We start from the raw sequence: 17,665 nt of genomic DNA on the forward strand, positions 1-17,665 counted from the left end.
CGATCGTGCCGATGTTGCAGTGCGGCTTGTTGCGTTCGAACTTCTCTTTGGCCATTTCAAGCTCCAGCCCTGTCCGGGCTTGTCCTCTTACTAGGGTTGGAAGGTCAGGCGTACTTCTTGATCACTTCGTCGGCGACGACTTGCGGCACCGGGTCGTAGTGGTCGTACTGCATGGTGAACTGCGCGCGGCCCTGGGAGAACGAGCGCAGGGTGTTGATGTAGCCGAACATGTTGGCCAGCGGCACGAAGGCCGTGACCACCTGGGCGTTGCCGCGGGTCTCGGTGCCCTGGATCTGGCCGCGCCGCGAGTTCAGGTCGCCGATGACGTCGCCCATGTACTCGTCCGGGGTCAGGACCTCGACCTTCATGATCGGCTCGAGCAGCTTCGGGGCGCCCTTTTCACGGAGCTCCTTGAAGGCCGCGCGGCTGGCGATTTCGAAGGCCAGGACCGAGGAGTCCACGTCGTGGTAGCCGCCGTCGTACAGCGTCGCCTTGAAGTCGATCAGCGGGAACCCGGCCAGCAGGCCGTTGTCCTTCGCCGACTCCAGGCCCTTCTGGACGCCGGGGATGTATTCCTTCGGCACCGCACCGCCGACGATGGCGCTTTCGAAGACGAAGCCCGAACCCGGCTCGCCCGGCTCGAACTTGATCTTCACGCGGGCGAACTGGCCCGTACCGCCGGTCTGCTTCTTGTGCGTGTAGTCGATGTCCGCGACCTTGCCGAGGCTCTCGCGGTAGGCCACCTGCGGCGCGCCGATGTTGGCTTCGACCTTGTAGGTCCGCTTCAGGATGTCGACCTTGATGTCGAGGTGAAGCTCGCCCATGCCCTTCATGATCGTCTGGCCCGACTCCTGGTCGGTGTGGACGGTGAAGGACGGGTCCTCGGCGACCATCTTGGCCAGGGCGACGCCCAGCTTTTCCTGGTCGGCCTTCGACTTCGGCTCGATGGCGATCTCGATCACCGGCTCGGGGAAGTTCATCTTCTCCAGGATGACCGGCGACTTGTTCGGGTCGCACAGGGTGTCGCCCGTGCGGGTGTCCTTCAGGCCCGCCAGGGCGACGATGTCGCCGGCGAAGGCTTCCTTGATGTCTTCCCGGTTGTTGGAGTGCATGAGCAGCATCCGGCCGACCCGCTCGCGCTTGTCGCGCGTCGAGTTCAGCAGGCCCATGCCGGCTTCCAGCTTGCCCGAGTAGATCCGGCAGAAGGTGAGCGAGCCCACGAAGGGGTCGTCCATGATCTTGAACGCCAGGACCGACAGCGGCTCCTCGTCGGACGCCTTGCGCTCGACTTCGGCCTCGGTCTTGTAGTCGATGCCCTTGGTCGGGGGGATGTCCACCGGCGACGGCAGGTAGTCGACCACGGCGTCCAGCAGCGGCTGCACGCCCTTGTTCTTGAAGGCCGAGCCCGCGAGGATCGGATAGAAGGCGCCCGTCAGCACCGCCTTGCGGAGGCACTTCTTGATCACGTCGATCGAGGGCTCTTCGCCGCTCAGATAGGCTTCCATCGCCTCGTCATCGAGCTCGACGGCGTTCTCGATCATGTAGTTGCGGGCCTCTTCGGCCTCCGCCTTCATGTCGGCCGGGATGTCTTCGTCGTGGTAGTTGGCGCCCAGGCCTTCCGACTCCCAGACCACCGCCTTCATGCGGACCAGGTCGACGATGCCCTTCAGGTTCGACTCCGAGCCGATCGGCAGCTGGATCGGAACGGCCTTCACGCCCAGCCGCTCGCGGATGGTCTTCAGGCACATCTGGAAGTCGGCGCCGATCTTGTCCATCTTGTTGACGAACACGATCCGCGGAACGTTGTAGCGGTCGGCCTGGCGCCAGACCGTCTCGGTCTGCGGCTCGACGCCCTGGTTGCCGTCCAGCACCGCCACGGCGCCGTCCAGCACGCGCAGGCTGCGCTCGACTTCGATGGTGAAGTCCACGTGCCCGGGGGTGTCGATGATGTTCAGGCGCTTGCCGTTCCAGAACGCGGTCGTCGCGGCCGACGTGATGGTGATGCCGCGCTCCTGCTCTTGCTCCATCCAGTCCATGGTGGCCGCGCCATCATGGACTTCACCGATCTTATGGCTCTTGCCGGTGTAGTAGAGGATCCGCTCCGTCGTCGTCGTCTTCCCGGCGTCGATGTGCGCCATGATTCCGAAGTTGCGGTAGTCTTCGATCTTATGCGTGCGGGGCATAGCGGATGCTCTGCGAAAAAGGATGTGTGCGGGAGGCTGAACGAACGGCGCGGGCGGTTTATCTCAAACCGCCCGCGCCGGAAAGCTCACTTGGAAGTCGGGCTTACCAGCGGTAGTGCGAGAACGCCCGGTTGGCTTCGGCCATCTTGTGCGTGTCTTCACGCTTCTTGACGGCGGCGCCGCGGTTCGAGGAGGCGTCCAGCAGCTCGCCGGCCAGCTTCTCGGTCATGGTGTTTTCGCCGCGGTTGCGGGCGGCGTTGATCAGCCAGCGGATCGCCAGGGCGCGGCGGCGCTCGGGGCGCACTTCCACGGGGACCTGGTAGGTCGCGCCGCCGACCCGGCGGGAGCGGACTTCGATGGCCGGGGCTACGTTGTCGAGGGCGGTGTGGAAGGTTTCCAGCGGGCCCAGGTCCTTGCGGCGGTTCTCGAGGATATCGAAGGCGCCATAGACGATGGTCTCGGCCACAGCCTTCTTACCTTCGTACATCACGTAGTTCATGAACTTGGTGACGACGAGGTCCCCGAACTTCGGATCCGGGAGGACTTCACGTTTATCTGCGCGACGGCGACGGGACATCTCTGAATTCCTTACTTCGGACGCTTGGCGCCGTAGAGCGAACGGCGCTGGCGACGATCCTTGACGCCTTGCGTGTCGAGCACGCCGCGCAGGATGTGATAACGGACGCCGGGCAAGTCCTTCACGCGGCCGCCGCGGATCAGGACCACCGAGTGTTCCTGCAGGTTGTGACCTTCGCCGGGGATGTAGCACACAGCTTCGATGCCGGTGGTCAGACGGACCTTGGCGACCTTACGCAGAGCCGAGTTCGGCTTCTTCGGGGTCGTGGTGTAAACCCGGGTGCAGACGCCGCGGCGTTGCGGGCACCCCTTCAGGGCCGGGACCTTGTTGCGCGCCGGCTTGTTTTGCCGGGGCTTACGGATGAGCTGGTTGACTGTCGGCATCTAGTCTCGCTTGCGTGGAGGCGTGTGCCGTTTGGCCGAGGCGCCTCAGTTGGGATCGTTTTGGTCGTTGCTCGAGGCCCACCCATGAAACGCAAAAACTCGCCGGAGCACCGTAGCGGCGTTCCGGCGGGAGCGGCTCATCGGAGCTGGGAAGAATCCCCGGCCTCGAAAGAGCGCGCTACATAGTCGGGAAGGGCCGTCTCGTCAATCTGCGTGCGGACTGGGCCGGAAGATCGGCCGCGGCCATGAATTCGCCTCGCGAACGCCCCTTCCCTAAGGCGCAGCTTTCGCGGGGAAGCAAGGAGCGTTGATGCCGGCGGCGGGTCGGAGCCGGAGGTATGGGATCGTGGCGGCCTCGCTGGCCGCCCACGCGGTGCTCGCGACCCTCCTGGTCCTGCACGCGCCGCGCCTGCGCATGCCCGAGATGCGCTCCGGCCCGCCCGAGCCGATCATCCCCGTCCTGATCATGCCGCGCACGCCGCCCGCCGCCAGCGCCCCCGACGGCAAGCCGACGCCGATCCGCCTGCACCGCCGCCAGACCCGCTTCTCCGAGCCCCCGCCCGTGGCGCCGCTGGTCGTTCCCGAGCGCCCCCAGGACGCGCCGCGGCCCGCGGCCTCCGCCGGACCGCGGACCCTGGCGATCCCGCCCTACGAGGACGCCCTGGCCTCCAACGCCCGCAACGCGCTGCGCAGCCGCCGCAACTGCGACGACCCGAGCCTGTCGCGGTCCGAGCGGGAGGCCTGCCAGGAACGGTTCTTCGCCGGCGGTCGGGACGCGCCGCCGCTCGGGCTCGGGATCGAGGCGGGCAAGGCGTCCGACCTGGCGCGCGCGGCCCTGCGCAAGGAGCAGGACTATGGCTACAAGCGCGGCGTCATGCCGCCCTCGCCGCCCACGCCCGGCGCAGGCTGGGACAAGTACCGAGGGCCTCCCGGCCAGGCGGAGGCGTTGGCCGGTTCGCTCGGCAACGACCGCCCGGCCGCGAAGGTCCCCTTCTGATCAGGCGGCCACCCGGGCCTTCATCTCCAGCGGCGCCTCCAGCACCGCCCAGTCGATCATCCCGTCGTGCTGCAGGCTCTCGAACTCCAGCACGCCCAGCTCCTCGAACTTCGGCCGGATGGCGTCGGTGAGCAGGCCCACCCGTTTCAGGTTCGGGATCATCCGCTCGAACAGGAACTTGCGGAACGCCTGGCCGCCGTGGCTCCGGGCGTTGATCTCCAGCGCCTCCTCATGGGTGAAGCCGAACTCCTCGGCCACCGTGGTCGAGACCAGCCGGTTCTTCATCACCACGCAGGCCTCGTAGGCGAACTGGGCGCGCTCCTCGATCTGGTCCTGCGGCAGCGAGCGGATCCAGTCCTCCAGGTAGTTCACGCCAAACGCCACGTGCCGGCCCTCGTCGCGCATCACCAGGCCGACGACCTGCTTCAACAGCGGGTCCGGCGTGCTCTCGTGGATGGTCTGGAACGCGGCGAGCGCCAGGCCCTCGATGAGGATCTGCATGCCGATGAACTTCAGGTCCCACCGCTCGTCGGTGAGCACCTTGTCCAGCAGGAACTTCAGGTTCGGATTGATCGGATAGATCATGTGGCACCGCTCCATCAGGTAGCGGTGGAACACCTCCACGTGCCGCGCCTCGTCGAAGGTCTGGGAGGCGGCGTAGAGCTTGGCGTCGTGGGTCGGGGCGCAGCTCACCAGCTGCGAGGCGACCATCAGGGCCCCCTGCTCCCCATGCAGGAACTGCGACAGCGTCTGGGCGCTGGTCCGGCGCATGAAGTCGGCCTTCTGGGCCGGGGTCAGCGCCCTCCACTTGGGATGGTCGCTGAATCCCTGCGGCTCGGGCGCATCAGCCTGCGGCGCCGGCGGCGGCAGGGTCCAGTCCACGTCCAGTTCGGAGTTCCAGTTGAACCGCTTGCCCAGTTCGTAGAGCCGCCGGATGCGGGCGTTCGCCGCTTCGTAATCCCAGTTGTACGAGCCGGTCAGCGGCGTGTGGAATATCTCGCGGATGACCTCGACGTCGTGGTCGGTCAGCCGGTGGGCGAGATCCTCCTCACCGAAGTACTGCACCTCGGTGGGCGGACCCTTGACCTCTTGGACCTGCAGCATGGGCGTCTCCCTGTCGCCCGGTGTGGTCCGGGCCTGGGGAGATCATAAAAATGACGCCCGCGTCATCTTTGATCGAGATCAACCTGGAGCGGCTCAATCGAAGATGTCGAAGATGTCGAAGCCCTTCTTTTTCTTCTTGTAGTGATAGTCGTCGTCGTAGCGGTAGCGGCCGTGCTCCCGGTCGTAGGGGTGCTTGCGCTTCCACTCGTCCGGGCTGCGATGGAACTCGGACACCTCGCGCTCGAAGCGCTGGCGGTCCTGTTGCTGGCCCACCTGCTCCTCGCGCTGGCCGTTCAACAGCTTTTCCAACTCGCCGCGGTCGAGCCAGACCCCGCGGCAGCTGGGGCACATGTCGATCTCCACGCCGGAGCGGGCGACGTTCTGCATGGACGTGTTGCAGTTCGGGCAGAGCAGCAGCGGCACGGGCGGTCCTCCTCGGTGAAGGACTGATCTAATGACTCATACGCGTATGCCAAGGGGCGATCAGTTCACCGGCAGGTTCTTCGCCAGGAATCGCTCCAGAACCTCCAGGGTCTGGGTCCGCGTCGCGCTACGGGTGAGGTAGTGGTTCTCGTTCTCGAGGATCACGAGCTCGTAGGGCAGGTTCAGCGCCTTCAGCTTTTCGGCCATCAGCAACGACTGCGACGGCAGGACGACCGTGTCCTTGTCCCCGTGGATCAGCAGTATCGGAGCCTTGGACGCCTGGGCGTGGCGGGCCGGGGACATCGCGCCGATCTTGCCGGGCTCCATGACGCCGAGTTCCTCACGCAGATCCTCGAGGCCCGCGCTCTCGCGGCCGTAGAGGCGGGCTTCCTCGGTCAGCAGAAGTCCCAGGTCCGAGATGCCGGCGATGGACGCCGCGCAGCGATACGCGCTGGGATTCAGCGTCGCGCCGGCCAGCGCGGCATATCCGCCAAAGCTCGCGCCCACGATGCACACGCGGCCCGCATCGATCTCGCCGGACCCGGCCAATGTGGCGATCCCATCGAGAAGATCGGTCTGCACCTTGCCGCCCCACTCCCCTCGCCCCGCGTCTTTGTGGGCGCGGCCAAAGCCCGTCGATCCCCGAAACTGCGGCTGCAGCACCGCATAGCCACGGGTCGCGAGGAACTGGGCGATGTAGTCGAAGTCGAACTCGTCGTGCGCCGCGGGCCCGCCGTGGGGCAGCACCACCAGGGGCAGCTTCCTCGCGTCGGTCACACCGGGCGGAAGGGTCAGGAACGCCGGGATCTCCAGCCCGTCCCGCGCCTTGTAGGTGAAGGCGCGGGTCGCGCCGAGCGCAGCCCCCTTCAGCTCGGGATACTCCTCACCCAGCGGCGAAATTTCCTTGCGGGTCTTGTCGTAGAGATACCAGACGCCCGGATGGGACGGCGACGATACGCGAGCCATGAACCGCGTCCGGTCCGCGGACCAACCATCCAACGCGACGTTGCGCCCCTTGAACGCACGACCAAGCGTGGCGTGCGCCGCGCCAATCTCGGGGTCGAGCCATTGGACCTTCGGTTGATCGGACCCGAGCGCGAAACCCGCCAGCCCGTTGCGATTGACGTCCCAGATCAACTCGAGCCCGGCGCCGCCCTCGCTCACCACCTCTTCCACACGGTCCGTCAGGCGCAGGCGGATCAACTTGCCGTCACGCTCCAGGAACACGGCGTCCTCCGGCTCGGAGTAGCCCAGGAAGGTCTGCTCGGGCCCAACACCTTCCGCCCACAGCTGTGTCCACTGGTTCTTGCCCTTGGGGCGGCCGAACACCGAACGCCGGAAGGTCAGTTCGTCGACGTCGATGCGGACCCGGGCCTCGCCGCTCAGATCGACGTCCCAGGACCGGGTGTCGTAGTCGCCGCGCTCAATGACCCGTCCCTTCCCCGTGGCCGGATCAATGCTCCACATCGCCCGCACGCTGGCGTTCTGAACGCCCTTCCGCTTGATCTTCGTGTTCATGGAGTCGGCCCCCATGCCCTCGACCAGGTCGTTGACCAGCACGCGCGCCGGCGACGAGTTGGTGATGCCCACGATGGGCTGGCCGCCGACCAGATATTGCGTGGTCGTCAAGTTGTCGAAGAAGCGGGACACAGCCTTGGCCTGCGGCGTGACCGCGATGTGGCGCTCGATCCGGTAGAACTGCTTGGGACCGGCGTCGTGCCAGTACGCGACGCTCGCGATGACATGGTCGTCGCCGGCCCAGCGCAGCCGGGTGGTCTCAACGTCTCCGAGCTTCAGGATCGGCAGGTCCGGCTGATCGATCGTAGCGATCGAGATCACCCGCTGGTCTGACGCGCCGCCCAGGATGGCGACCCTTTGGCCGCTGGGCGAGATCGCGGCGTCCACCACCGCCGGCACACGGCCGAACGCAGACGCCGGCGGCGGCGCGGCCTGCGCTCCGCTGGCCACGACGAGCGCGGCCGACGCCGCGAGTACGCTACGCATTTTGGAAGACACCCCCGTATTCCCCGCCACGAGGGTAGCGTGCAGCTTGGCTGTGACGCAACCCAGACCGGACCACATCGGCAGCGCGGCCAAAACAAAACGGCCCGGGGTTTCCCCCGGGCCGCTCGTTACGCGTGACTGGACTGGAGAGGTTTAGCCCTCGACCGTCTCGGCGACCGCCGCGTCGGCGATCTCGGCCGGCAGCGGCTCCATGGCCTCCTCGCGGCTGGCCGTCAGGGCCTCGTCGCGCTTGGCGGCGATGCGCTGCAGGTTCCGCAGGTACGAGCCCGTGCCCGCCGGGATCAGGCGGCCCACGATCACGTTCTCCTTCAGCCCTTCCAGGGTGTCGCTCTTGCCCTGGACCGCGGCCTCGGTCAGCACCCGGGTCGTCTCCTGGAAGGAGGCGGCCGAGATGAAGCTGCGGGTCTGCAGGCTGGCCTTGGTGATGCCGAGCAGGACCGGCTGGGTGAGCGCCGGACGGCCGCCGCGGGCTTCCGCCTTGGCGCTCTCGTCCTCCACTTCCTGCTTGTCCAGGTGGTCGCCCTTGAGCAGGCCGGTGTCGCCCGGCTCGAGGATTTCCACCTTCTGCAGCATCTGGCGCACGATCGTCTCGATGTGCTTGTCGTTGATCGGCACGCCCTGCAGTCGGTAGACCTCCTGGATCTCGTTCACCAGGAAGTCGGCCAGCGCCTCGATCCCCTGGATCCGCAGGATGTCGTGCGGGTCCGGGTTGCCGTCGATGATGTACTCGCCCTTCCGGATCACGTCGCCGTCGTGGACCGCGATGTGCTTGCCCTTGGGGATCAGGAACTCGACCGCCTCGCCACCATCCTCGGGGGTGATCTTGATGCGGCGCTTGTTCTTGTAGTCGCGACCGAACTCGACGCGACCGTCCATCTCGGCGATGACCGCGCAGTCCTTCGGACGCCGGGCTTCGAACAGTTCGGCCACCCGCGGCAGACCGCCGGTGATGTCGCGGGTCTTGGCGCTTTCGGTCGGGATACGCGCCATGATCTCGCCGGGCTTCACCTCGTCACCGTCGCCGATGGAGAGAATGGCGCCCACCGGGAGCAGGTAGCGGGCCTCGCCGCCGTTCGACAGGCGCTTGTAGGCCCCGTCCTCGCCCAGCACCGACATGGCCGGACGCAGGTCCGAACCCTTCGAGCTGGCGCGCCAGTCGATGACCACGCGGTTGGAGATGCCGGTGGCTTCGTCGGCTTCCTCGCGGAACGAGAAGTTCTCCACCAGGTCCTCGAACCGCACCTTGCCGCCCACTTCCGTGATGATCGGCGTGGTGTAGGGGTCCCAGCTGGCCAGGCGCTCGCCGCGCTTGACCTTGCCGCCGTCCTTGACGTGCAGGCGGGCGCCATAGGGCACCTTGTAGGACTCGCGGTCCTTGCCATCGACCTGGACGGTCAGGGTCAGGTTGCGGCTCATCGAGATCAGCCCGCCGTCGGCGGCGACCACGGTGTTGCCGCCGGAGATCCGCGCGACGCCCTCGTTGGCGCTTTCGAAGAACGACTGCTCGGCCACCTGGGCGGTGCCGCCGATGTGGAAGGTCCGCATCGTCAGCTGGGTGCCGGGCTCGCCGATCGACTGGGCGGCGATGACGCCGACCGCTTCACCGATGTTCACCGGCGTGCCGCGGGCCAGGTCGCGGCCGTAGCAGGCGCCGCAGACGCCGACCTTGGTCTCGCAGGTCAGGACCGAGCGGATCTTCACCGACTGGACGCCGGCGCTCTCGACCAGATCGCACATGTTCTCGTCGAGATAGGTGTCGGCCGGGACGATCACGTCGTTGGTGCCCGGGTCCTTCACGTCCTCGGCCGCGAAACGGCCCAGGATGCGTTGGCCCAGGCTGACCAGCACGTCGCCGCCCTCGACCACGGCGCGCAGCGTGATGCCGCGCGTGGTGCCGCAGTCTTCCTCGGTGATGATGCAATCCTGCGCCACGTCGACGAGACGGCGGGTCAGGTACCCAGAGTTCGCCGTCTTCAGCGCGGTGTCGGCCAGGCCCTTACGGGCGCCGTGGGTGGAGTTGAAGTACTCCTGGACGGTCAGGCCTTCCTTGAAGTTCGAGATGATCGGCGTCTCGATGATCTCGCCGGACGGCTTGGCCATCAGGCCGCGCATCCCGCCAAGCTGCTTCATCTGGGCCTGCGAACCACGGGCGCCGGAGTTGCTCATCATGAAGATCGAGTTGATCTCCTGCTGGCGACCATCGGCTCCCACAGGCGCCGAGCTGACCTCGGCCATCATCTCGTCGGCGACCCGGTCCGTGGCCTTGGCCCAGGCGTCGACGACCTTGTTGTACTTCTCGCCCTTGGTGATCAGGCCGTCGGCGTACTGCTGCTCGTACTCTTCCACGAGCTTGCGGGTCTCTTCGACGATCGGGGCCTTGCGGGCCGGGATGACGATGTCGTCCTTGCCGAAGGAGATCCCCGCCTTGGCCGCCTCGCGGAAGCCCAGGCCCATCATCTGGTCGGCGAAGATGACCGTCGCCTTCTGACCGCAGTGCCGGTAGACAGCGTCGATCAGGTTGCCGATCTCCTTCTTGGTCAGGTTCTTCTCGAGCAGGCGGTGGCCGATGGCCTGGTGATGCGGCAGCAGGGCCGCGATCTTCATCCGCCCCGGCGTCGTGTCGATCACCTTCCGCACGACGGCGCCGTCGGCGTCCATCTCGGTGTGACGCGCCTTGATCTTCGAGTGCAGCGTGACCACGCCGGCGTCCAGCGCCTGGTCGATCTCGGCCAGGTCGGCGAACACCTTGCCCTCGCCCGGCTCGTTGTCCTTGGCCAGCGACAGGTAGTAGAGGCCCAGGACGATGTCCTGCGACGGCACGATGATCGGACGGCCGTTGGCCGGCGACAGGATGTTGTTCGTGCTCATCATCAGCACGCGCGCTTCCAGCTGGGCTTCCAGCGAGAGCGGCACGTGGACAGCCATCTGGTCGCCGTCGAAGTCGGCGTTGAAGGCCGCGCAGACCAGCGGGTGAAGCTGGATGGCCTTACCCTCGATCAGCTTGGGCTCGAACGCCTGGATGCCCAGGCGGTGCAGCGTCGGCGCGCGGTTCAGCAGCACGGGGTGCTCGCGGATCACCTCGTCCAGGATGTCCCAGACGGCCGGCTGCTCGCGCTCCACCATCCGCTTGGACTGCTTGACGGTGCCGGACAGGCCCTTGGCGTCCAAGCGCGCGTAGATGAACGGCTTGAACAGCTCCAGCGCCATCTTCTTCGGCAGGCCGCACTCGTGCAGCTTCAGCTCGGGACCCACCACGATGACCGAACGGCCGGAGTAGTCGACGCGCTTGCCGAGCAGGTTCTGGCGGAACCGGCCCTGCTTGCCCTTCAGCATGTCGGCCAGCGACTTCAGCGGGCGCTTGTTGGCGCCCGTGATCACCCGGCCGCGGCGGCCGTTGTCGAACAGGGCGTCGACGGCTTCCTGCAGCATCCGCTTTTCGTTGCGGATGATGATGTCCGGCGCACGCAGCTCGATGAGGCGCTTCAGGCGGTTGTTCCGGTTGATGACCCGGCGGTAGAGGTCGTTCAGGTCCGAGGTCGCGAAGCGGCCGCCGTCCAGCGGCACCAGCGGGCGCAGTTCCGGCGGGATCACGGGGATCACCGTCAGCACCATCCACTCGGGCTTGTTGTTGCTCTCGGTGAAGCTCTCGATGAGCTTCAGGCGCTTGGACGCCTTCTTGAGCTTCATTTCCGAGGTGGTGGTCTGCAGTTCCTCGCGGAGCTTCTCGGCCTCCTTCTCGAGGTCGATGCCCTTCAGCAGGCCCTGGACCGCCTCGGCGCCGATCTCGGCGGTGAAGCTGTCGTCGCCGAACTCTTCCTGGAAGCGCAGGTAGTCGTCTTCCGACAGCAGCTGGTGCTGCTTCAGCGGGGTCAGGCCCGGCTCGGTGACGATGTAGTGCTCGAAGTACAGGACGCGCTCGATGTCCTTCAGCGCCATGTCCAGCATCAGGGCGATGCGGCTCGGCAGCGACTTCAGGAACCAGATGTGGGCGACCGGCGAGGCCAGCTCGATGTGGCCCATCCGCTCGCGGCGGACGCGCGCCAGGGTGACTTCCACCCCGCACTTCTCGCAGATGATGCCCTTGTACTTCATGCGCTTGTACTTGCCGCACAGGCACTCGTAGTCCTTCGTCGGACCGAAGATCCGCGCGCAGAACAGGCCGTCACGCTCGGGCTTGAACGTGCGGTAGTTGATGGTCTCGGGCTTCTTGATCTCGCCGAACGACCACGAACGGATCTTTTCCGGCGAGGCCAGGGCGATACGGATGCGGTCGAAGGTCGGAGCGGCCTGGACCGGATTGAAGATGTTCAGGACTTCCTGGTTCATCTTGGTTCCTTCTGCGGCGTGCGCCGCGAAATTTCGTCAGAGCTGGGCGGGCGAAGCGCCCTCCCCCTTCCGAGGGAGGGCTCTGCAATCCGTCAGCTGTTCTCCAGCTCCACGTTCAGGCCCAGGGAGCGCATCTCCTTGACCAGCACGTTGAAGCTTTCCGGGATGCCGGCCTCGAAGGTGTCGTCGCCGCGGACGATGCTCTCGTAGACCTTGGTCCGGCCCGCCACGTCGTCCGACTTCACCGTCAGCATTTCCTGCAGGGTGTAGGCGGCGCCGTAGGCTTCCAGGGCCCACACTTCCATTTCCCCGAAGCGCTGGCCGCCGAACTGGGCCTTACCGCCCAGCGGCTGCTGGGTGACGAGGCTGTACGGACCGATCGAGCGGGCGTGGATCTTGTCGTCGACCAGGTGGTGCAGCTTCAGCATGTAGATGTAGCCGACCGTGACCGGACGCTTGAACCGCTCGCCCGTCTGGCCGTCGTACAGGTACGACTGGCCGGAGCGGTCGAGACCCGCCTTCTCCAGCAGGTTCTCGATGTCGTCGATGTGCGCGCCGTCGAAGACCGGGGTCGCGAAGGGAATGCCCTTCGAGAGGTTCCGGGCCAGCTCGATCAGCTCCTCGTCGCTGTCCGGCAGCTCCTCGTCGGGCCCGTAGGTCCCGGCGAGGTAGTCGATCAGCGCCTGGCGCTGGCCGCCGTTCTGCCAGGCTTCCAGCAGGTCGGCGACCTGCTTGCCCAGGCCCGCGGAGGCCCAGCCCAGGTGCGTCTCGAAGATCTGGCCGACGTTCATGCGCGAGGGCACGCCCAGCGGGTTCAGCACGATGTCCACGTGCTGGCCGTTCTCCAGGTACGGCATGTCCTCGATCGGCAGGATCTTGGAGATGACGCCCTTGTTGCCGTGACGGCCGGCCATCTTGTCGCCCGGCTGCAGCTTGCGCTTCACCGCCACGAACACCTTGACCATCTTCATCACGCCCGGGGGCAGTTCGTCGCCGCGCTGCAGCTTGTCGACCTTGTCCTCGAAGCGGCGGTCGAGGCGCTTGCGCCCCTCGTCGAACTGGCGGCGCATGGCCTCCAGCTCGCCCATCGCCTTTTCGTCGTCGAGGGCGATCTGCCACCACAGACCCGGCGCGATCTCGTCCAGCTTGTCGGCTTCGATCTTGCCACGGGCCAGGCCCTTCGGACCCGACACCGCCGTCTTGCCCACCAGCAGGTCGCGCAGGCGGCTGGTCATGTTGCGGTTCAGGATGCCGAACTCGTCGTCGCGGTCCTTGCCCAGACGGTCGATTTCCGCCCGTTCGATGGCCAGCGCGCGCTCGTCCTTGTCGACGCCGTGACGATTGAAGACCCGGACCTCGACGATCGTGCCGGCGACGCCCGGGGGCAGGCGCAGGGACGTGTCGCGGACGTCGGAAGCCTTCTCACCGAAGATGGCGCGCAGCAGCTTCTCTTCCGGGGTCATCGGGCTCTCGCCCTTGGGCGTGACCTTACCCACGAGAATGTCGCCGGGCATCACTTCGGCGCCGATCGCCACGATGCCCGCTTCGTCGAGGTTGCGCAGGGCTTCCTCGCCGACGTTCGGGATGTCGCGGGTGATCTCTTCCGGGCCCAGCTTGGTGTCGCGGGCCATGACCTCGAATTCCTCGAGGTGGATCGAGGTGAAGATGTCGTCGCGCACGATGCGCTCGGAGATCAGGATCGAGTCCTCGAAGTTGTAGCCGTTCCAGGGCATGAACGCGACGAGCGTGTTCCGGCCGAGGGCCAGTTCGCCCAGCTCGGTCGACGGGCCGTCGGCGATCACGTCGCCGGCGCGGATCCGGTCACCCACCTGCACCAGCGGACGCTGGTTGATGCAGGTCGAGGTGTTCGAGCGCTGGAACTTCTGCAGGCGGTAGATGTCGACGCCGGGCTTGGTCGGGTCGGTCTCTTCCGTGGCGCGGACGACGATGCGGGTGCCGTCGATCTGCTCGACCACGCCCGAGCGGCGGGCCGTGACGACCGCGCCGGAGTCCACCGCCACGACGCTTTCCATGCCGGTGCCCACCAGCGGCGCATCCGACTGGATGAGCGGCACGGCCTGCTTCTGCATGTTCGAGCCCATGAGGGCGCGGTTGGCGTCGTCGTTTTCCAGGAACGGGATCAGCGAGGCGGCCACCGAGACGACCTGCTTCGGCGACACGTCCATCAGGTCGACCTGCTCCTTGGGCAGCAGGGACGGCTCGCCGTTCACCCGGCCGGGGACCAGGTCGTCGACGATGGAGCCGTTGTCGAGCTTGATGTTGGCCTGGGCGATGACGTGCTTCGCCTCTTCCATGGCCGACATGTAGACGACCTCTTCCGTCGTCTTGCCGTCCTTGATCCGCCGGTACGGGCTCTCGATGAAGCCGTACTTGTTCACCACCGCGTGGGTGGCGAGCGAGTTGATCAGGCCGATGTTCGGGCCTTCCGGCGTCTCGATCGGGCAGATCCGGCCGTAGTGGGTCGGGTGCACGTCGCGGACTTCGAAGCCCGCCCGCTCGCGCGTCAGGCCGCCCGGGCCAAGGGCCGACAGGCGGCGCTTGTGGGTGATTTCCGACAGCGGGTTGGTCTGGTCCATGAACTGCGAGAGCTGCGAGGAGCCGAAGAACTCCCGCACGGCCGCGGCCGCCGGCTTCGCATTGATCAGGTCGTGCGGCATGACCGTGTCGATATCGACCGAGCTCATGCGCTCCTTGATGGCGCGCTCCATGCGGAGCAGGCCGACGCGGTACTGGTTCTCGAGCAGTTCGCCCACCGAACGCACCCGGCGGTTGCCCAGGTTGTCGATGTCGTCGATCTCGCCCTTGCCGTCGCGCAGGCCCACCAGGGTGGTCAGTACGGCCAGCACGTCTTCCTTGCGCAGGATGCGCACGTCGTCCGGGCAGTCCAGTTCCAGGCGCATGTTCATCTTCACGCGGCCGACCGAGGAGAGGTCGTAGCGCTCGCCGTCGAAGAACAGCGACTTGAACATCGCCTCGGCGGCTTCCACCGTCGGCGGCTCGCCCGGGCGCATGACGCGGTAGATGTCGAACAGAGCGTCCTCGCGGGCGGTGTTCTTGTCCACCCGCAGGGTGTTGCGGATGTAGGCGCCGATGGTGACGTGGTCGATGTCCAGGACGTCGAGGGTGGTGAAACCCTGCTCTTCCAGCGAGGCGATCAGGCCCGCGTCCAGCTCATCGCCGGCCTCGGCGTAGATCTCGCCGGTCTCGAAGTTGACCAGGTCGCGCGCCAGGTAGCGGCCGTTCAGGGCCTCCGGCGGCAGCAGCAGGGTCTTGAGGCCATTGTCGGCGAACTTCTTGGCGTTGCGCGCCGAGATCTTGGTGCCGGCCGGCGCGATCTCTTCGCCGCTGTCGGCGTCGATCAGCGGGAACTCCGGCTTCACCCCGCGCCAGCGCTCGGGGATGTAGGCCGTGGACCAGCCGCCCTTGTTCTTCTCGTAGGCGACGGTCTTGTAGAACGTCGAGAGGATCTCCTCGCCGTCCATGCCCAGGGCCATGAGGAAGGTCGTGGCCGGCAGCTTCCGGCGGCGGTCGATGCGGACGTAGAGGATGTCCTTGGCGTCGAACTCGAAGTCGAGCCACGAGCCGCGGTAGGGGATCACGCGGGCGGCGAACAGCAGCTTGCCCGAGGCGTGGGTCTTGCCCTTGTCGTGGTCGAAGAAGACGCCCGGCGAGCGGTGCATCTGCGAGACGATGACGCGCTGGGTCCCGTTGACGATGAAGGTGCCCTTCTCCGTCATGAGCGGGATGTCGCCCATGTAGACGTCCTGCTCCTTGATGTCCTTCACGGAGCGGGCGCCGGTCTCTTCGTCGGTTTCGAAGACGATGAGGCGCAGCTTCACCTTCAGCGGCGCGGCATAGGTCATGTCGCGCTGGACGCATTCCTCGACGTCGTACTTCGGCTCTTCGAACTCGTACGAGACGTACTCGAGCACGGCGCGCTCGTTAAAGTCCTTGATCGGGAAGACGGACTTGAAGACCGCCTCCACGCCCTCGTCACGGCGCTCGCCGGCGCGCACTTCGCGCTGCAGGAACTGCTCGTAGGAGGAGCGCTGAACCTCGATCAGGTTCGGCATCTGCACGGCTTCGGGAATGCGGCCGAAAGACTTCCGGATCCGCTTCTTACCGGTGAAGGATTGCGCCATTTTGATCCCTTGAGGACGCCAGGAGGGGACTCCGGGCGTCGAGTGCTTCATCCTGCGTCCGCCCTGCTGACCCCCTTGCGGGGGCCGGACGCTGGAATGCTCCCCGTATCGTCGGGAGCGCCCCTTCGCATGGTCGGAGGGCTAGGGACCATGCCTCGGGGCCTGCACGCGCGAAGGCCGCATCGAAAGATGTGAATCGGAAGATGTTTCGCGAACGGGCGGAAATAGGCCCTTTGGAGCCGCTTGTGAAGCCCCCTCAAGCCGAAAATTCGCGCGGAACGCGAGAGGACGACGCGGAGCCGTGTCCTCCGCGCCGTCCGTTGGGGGTCCCGGGCATGTCCCGGGTTGTCATGCTGACGTCCGTTCTCGCCCCCATGAAACCCGCAGGCCGACGGCCGGGTTCCGGAAAAGACCCAGTTTATCGGCGCGGCAACAAGGTCCCGAACGGATTGGAGGGCGGCGACGGCTGGGCCGACGCCGGGACCGCGGGGTGGACCGGGCTGGCGCTCGCTGGCGGCGGCGCGGCGGCGGGCTGGCTGCGGCCTGCGCCGAGCGCCAGGCTCAACACGCCGGCGATCCCCGCCGCAGCCGCGGCCTTGCCGCCTCCCAGGCCCAGACCGCCGCCACCCGGCGCCCCGCCCCCGCCGGCCATGCCCAGCCTCGCGCGCAGCTGAGCGCATTCCGCCAGACCCGCGCCCATCGGCGAATTGCAGATCTGCACCGCCTGGTTCAACCGGTTGATCTCATAGGCCGTCTGCGCGCGCGCCGGTTCGGCGGACAGCCCGGCGGCGGCCAGGGCGCCGAGCGCCACATAGAGCGTGATCCTGGTCATGGCCGGACAGACCTCCCCTCCGTCTTCTGGACCTGAGGATGGATCCTGGGGCCGTCCCCGGCCTCCCCCGTTTGGGGGCATAGAAAAAGGGCCGGGATTTCTCCCGGCCCTCGATCTTCAGAAGCGCTGAGACAGCGCCGCCACCTACTTGATGGTGACGGAGGCGCCGGCTTCTTCCAGCTTCTTCTTGATTTCTTCCGCTTCCTGCTTGGAAACGTTTTCCTTCACGTTCTGCGGAGCGCCTTCGACCAGGTCCTTGGCTTCCTTCAGGCCGAGGTCCGGACGGACGCCGCGGACTTCCTTGATCACGTTGATCTTCTTGTCGCCGCCGGCGGTCAGAACAACGGTGAACTCGGTTTGCTCTTCGGCGGCTTCGGCCGGAGCGCCGCCACCGGCGGCCGGAGCGGCGGCCACGGCGACCGGAGCGGCGGCGGAGACGCCCCACTTTTCTTCCAGCAGCTTGGAGAGCTCGGCGGCTTCCAGGACGGTCAGGGCCGACAGGTCGTCGACGAGCTTTTCGAGATTGGCCATTGGTTTAAATCCTTAAGAGAGAGGTTTGTCGGGAAGTGACGATCAGGCGGCGTCTTTGGCGGCGTAAGCGCCCATGACGCGAGCCAGCTGACCGGCGGGAGCCTGCAGAACGCCAGCGATC

Annotated in this window: 11 protein-coding genes and 1 pseudogene; 1 reads left to right on the forward strand and 11 read right to left on the reverse strand. The window is 66.6% G+C overall.

The annotated features are described in order from the left end of the window. Nucleotides 1–104: 104 nt before the first annotated feature. From fusA to rpsL, 3 genes are all read right to left on the reverse strand, one after another. A complete protein-coding gene (gene fusA, locus AX721_RS19170; RefSeq protein ID WP_068877580.1) occupies nt 105–2,183 on the reverse strand; it encodes an elongation factor G in 2,079 nt (692 codons plus the stop codon). A 103-nt stretch (nt 2,184–2,286) separates the two neighbouring features. After that, nucleotides 2,287–2,760, reverse strand: a complete 474-nt coding sequence (rpsG, locus tag AX721_RS19175) for a 30S ribosomal protein S7 (protein ID WP_068877581.1) — start codon at nt 2,758–2,760, stop codon at nt 2,287–2,289. An 11-nt stretch (nt 2,761–2,771) separates the two neighbouring features. Then, nucleotides 2,772–3,143 (reverse strand): 30S ribosomal protein S12, encoded by a 372-nt coding sequence (rpsL, locus tag AX721_RS19180; RefSeq protein WP_068877582.1) that lies wholly within the window; start codon nt 3,141–3,143, stop codon nt 2,772–2,774. 346 nt (nt 3,144–3,489) lie between these two features. Between rpsL and AX721_RS19185 the strand changes: the two genes are divergently transcribed. Beyond that, on the forward strand, nt 3,490–4,140 hold the full coding sequence (locus AX721_RS19185) for a hypothetical protein (protein ID WP_156467261.1): 651 nt from the start codon (nt 3,490–3,492) through the stop codon (nt 4,138–4,140). Here the strand turns inward: AX721_RS19185 and AX721_RS19190 are convergent, their stop codons facing one another. The 8 genes and pseudogenes from AX721_RS19190 to AX721_RS27500 form a co-directional block, all read right to left on the reverse strand. Then, a complete protein-coding gene (locus AX721_RS19190; RefSeq protein WP_082765552.1) occupies nt 4,141–5,244 on the reverse strand; it encodes a ferritin-like domain-containing protein in 1,104 nt (367 codons plus the stop codon). Between the two features lie 93 nt (nt 5,245–5,337). Next, the gene (locus AX721_RS19195; RefSeq protein WP_068877584.1) at nt 5,338–5,667 is read right to left on the reverse strand and encodes a zf-TFIIB domain-containing protein; all 330 of its coding nucleotides are present in this window, start codon (nt 5,665–5,667) and stop codon (nt 5,338–5,340) included. Between the two features lie 60 nt (nt 5,668–5,727). Then, nucleotides 5,728–7,671, reverse strand: coding sequence for a S9 family peptidase (locus tag AX721_RS19200; RefSeq protein WP_068877585.1), 1,944 nt, complete (start codon nt 7,669–7,671; stop codon nt 5,728–5,730). A 153-nt stretch (nt 7,672–7,824) separates the two neighbouring features. Then, a complete protein-coding gene (gene rpoC, locus AX721_RS19205) occupies nt 7,825–12,018 on the reverse strand; it encodes a DNA-directed RNA polymerase subunit beta' (protein ID WP_068877586.1) in 4,194 nt (1,397 codons plus the stop codon). Nucleotides 12,019–12,110: 92 nt separating this feature from the next. Continuing rightward, on the reverse strand, nt 12,111–16,181 hold the full coding sequence (gene rpoB, locus AX721_RS19210; protein ID WP_068877587.1) for a DNA-directed RNA polymerase subunit beta: 4,071 nt from the start codon (nt 16,179–16,181) through the stop codon (nt 12,111–12,113). A 418-nt stretch (nt 16,182–16,599) separates the two neighbouring features. Further along, nucleotides 16,600–17,013: a hypothetical protein gene (locus AX721_RS19215; RefSeq protein WP_068877588.1), complete on the reverse strand. Its 414-nt coding sequence runs from the start codon at nt 17,011–17,013 to the stop codon at nt 16,600–16,602. A 144-nt stretch (nt 17,014–17,157) separates the two neighbouring features. Further along, the gene (rplL, locus tag AX721_RS19220; protein ID WP_068877589.1) at nt 17,158–17,544 is read right to left on the reverse strand and encodes a 50S ribosomal protein L7/L12; all 387 of its coding nucleotides are present in this window, start codon (nt 17,542–17,544) and stop codon (nt 17,158–17,160) included. A gap of 42 nt (nt 17,545–17,586) precedes the next feature. Continuing rightward, nucleotides 17,587–17,665, reverse strand: a pseudogene (locus tag AX721_RS27500) (50S ribosomal protein L10); the annotation flags it as partial.

The sequence above is a fragment of the Phenylobacterium sp. CCH9-H3 genome (assembly GCF_001557235.1).
GTDB lineage: Bacteria > Pseudomonadota > Alphaproteobacteria > Caulobacterales > Caulobacteraceae > Phenylobacterium.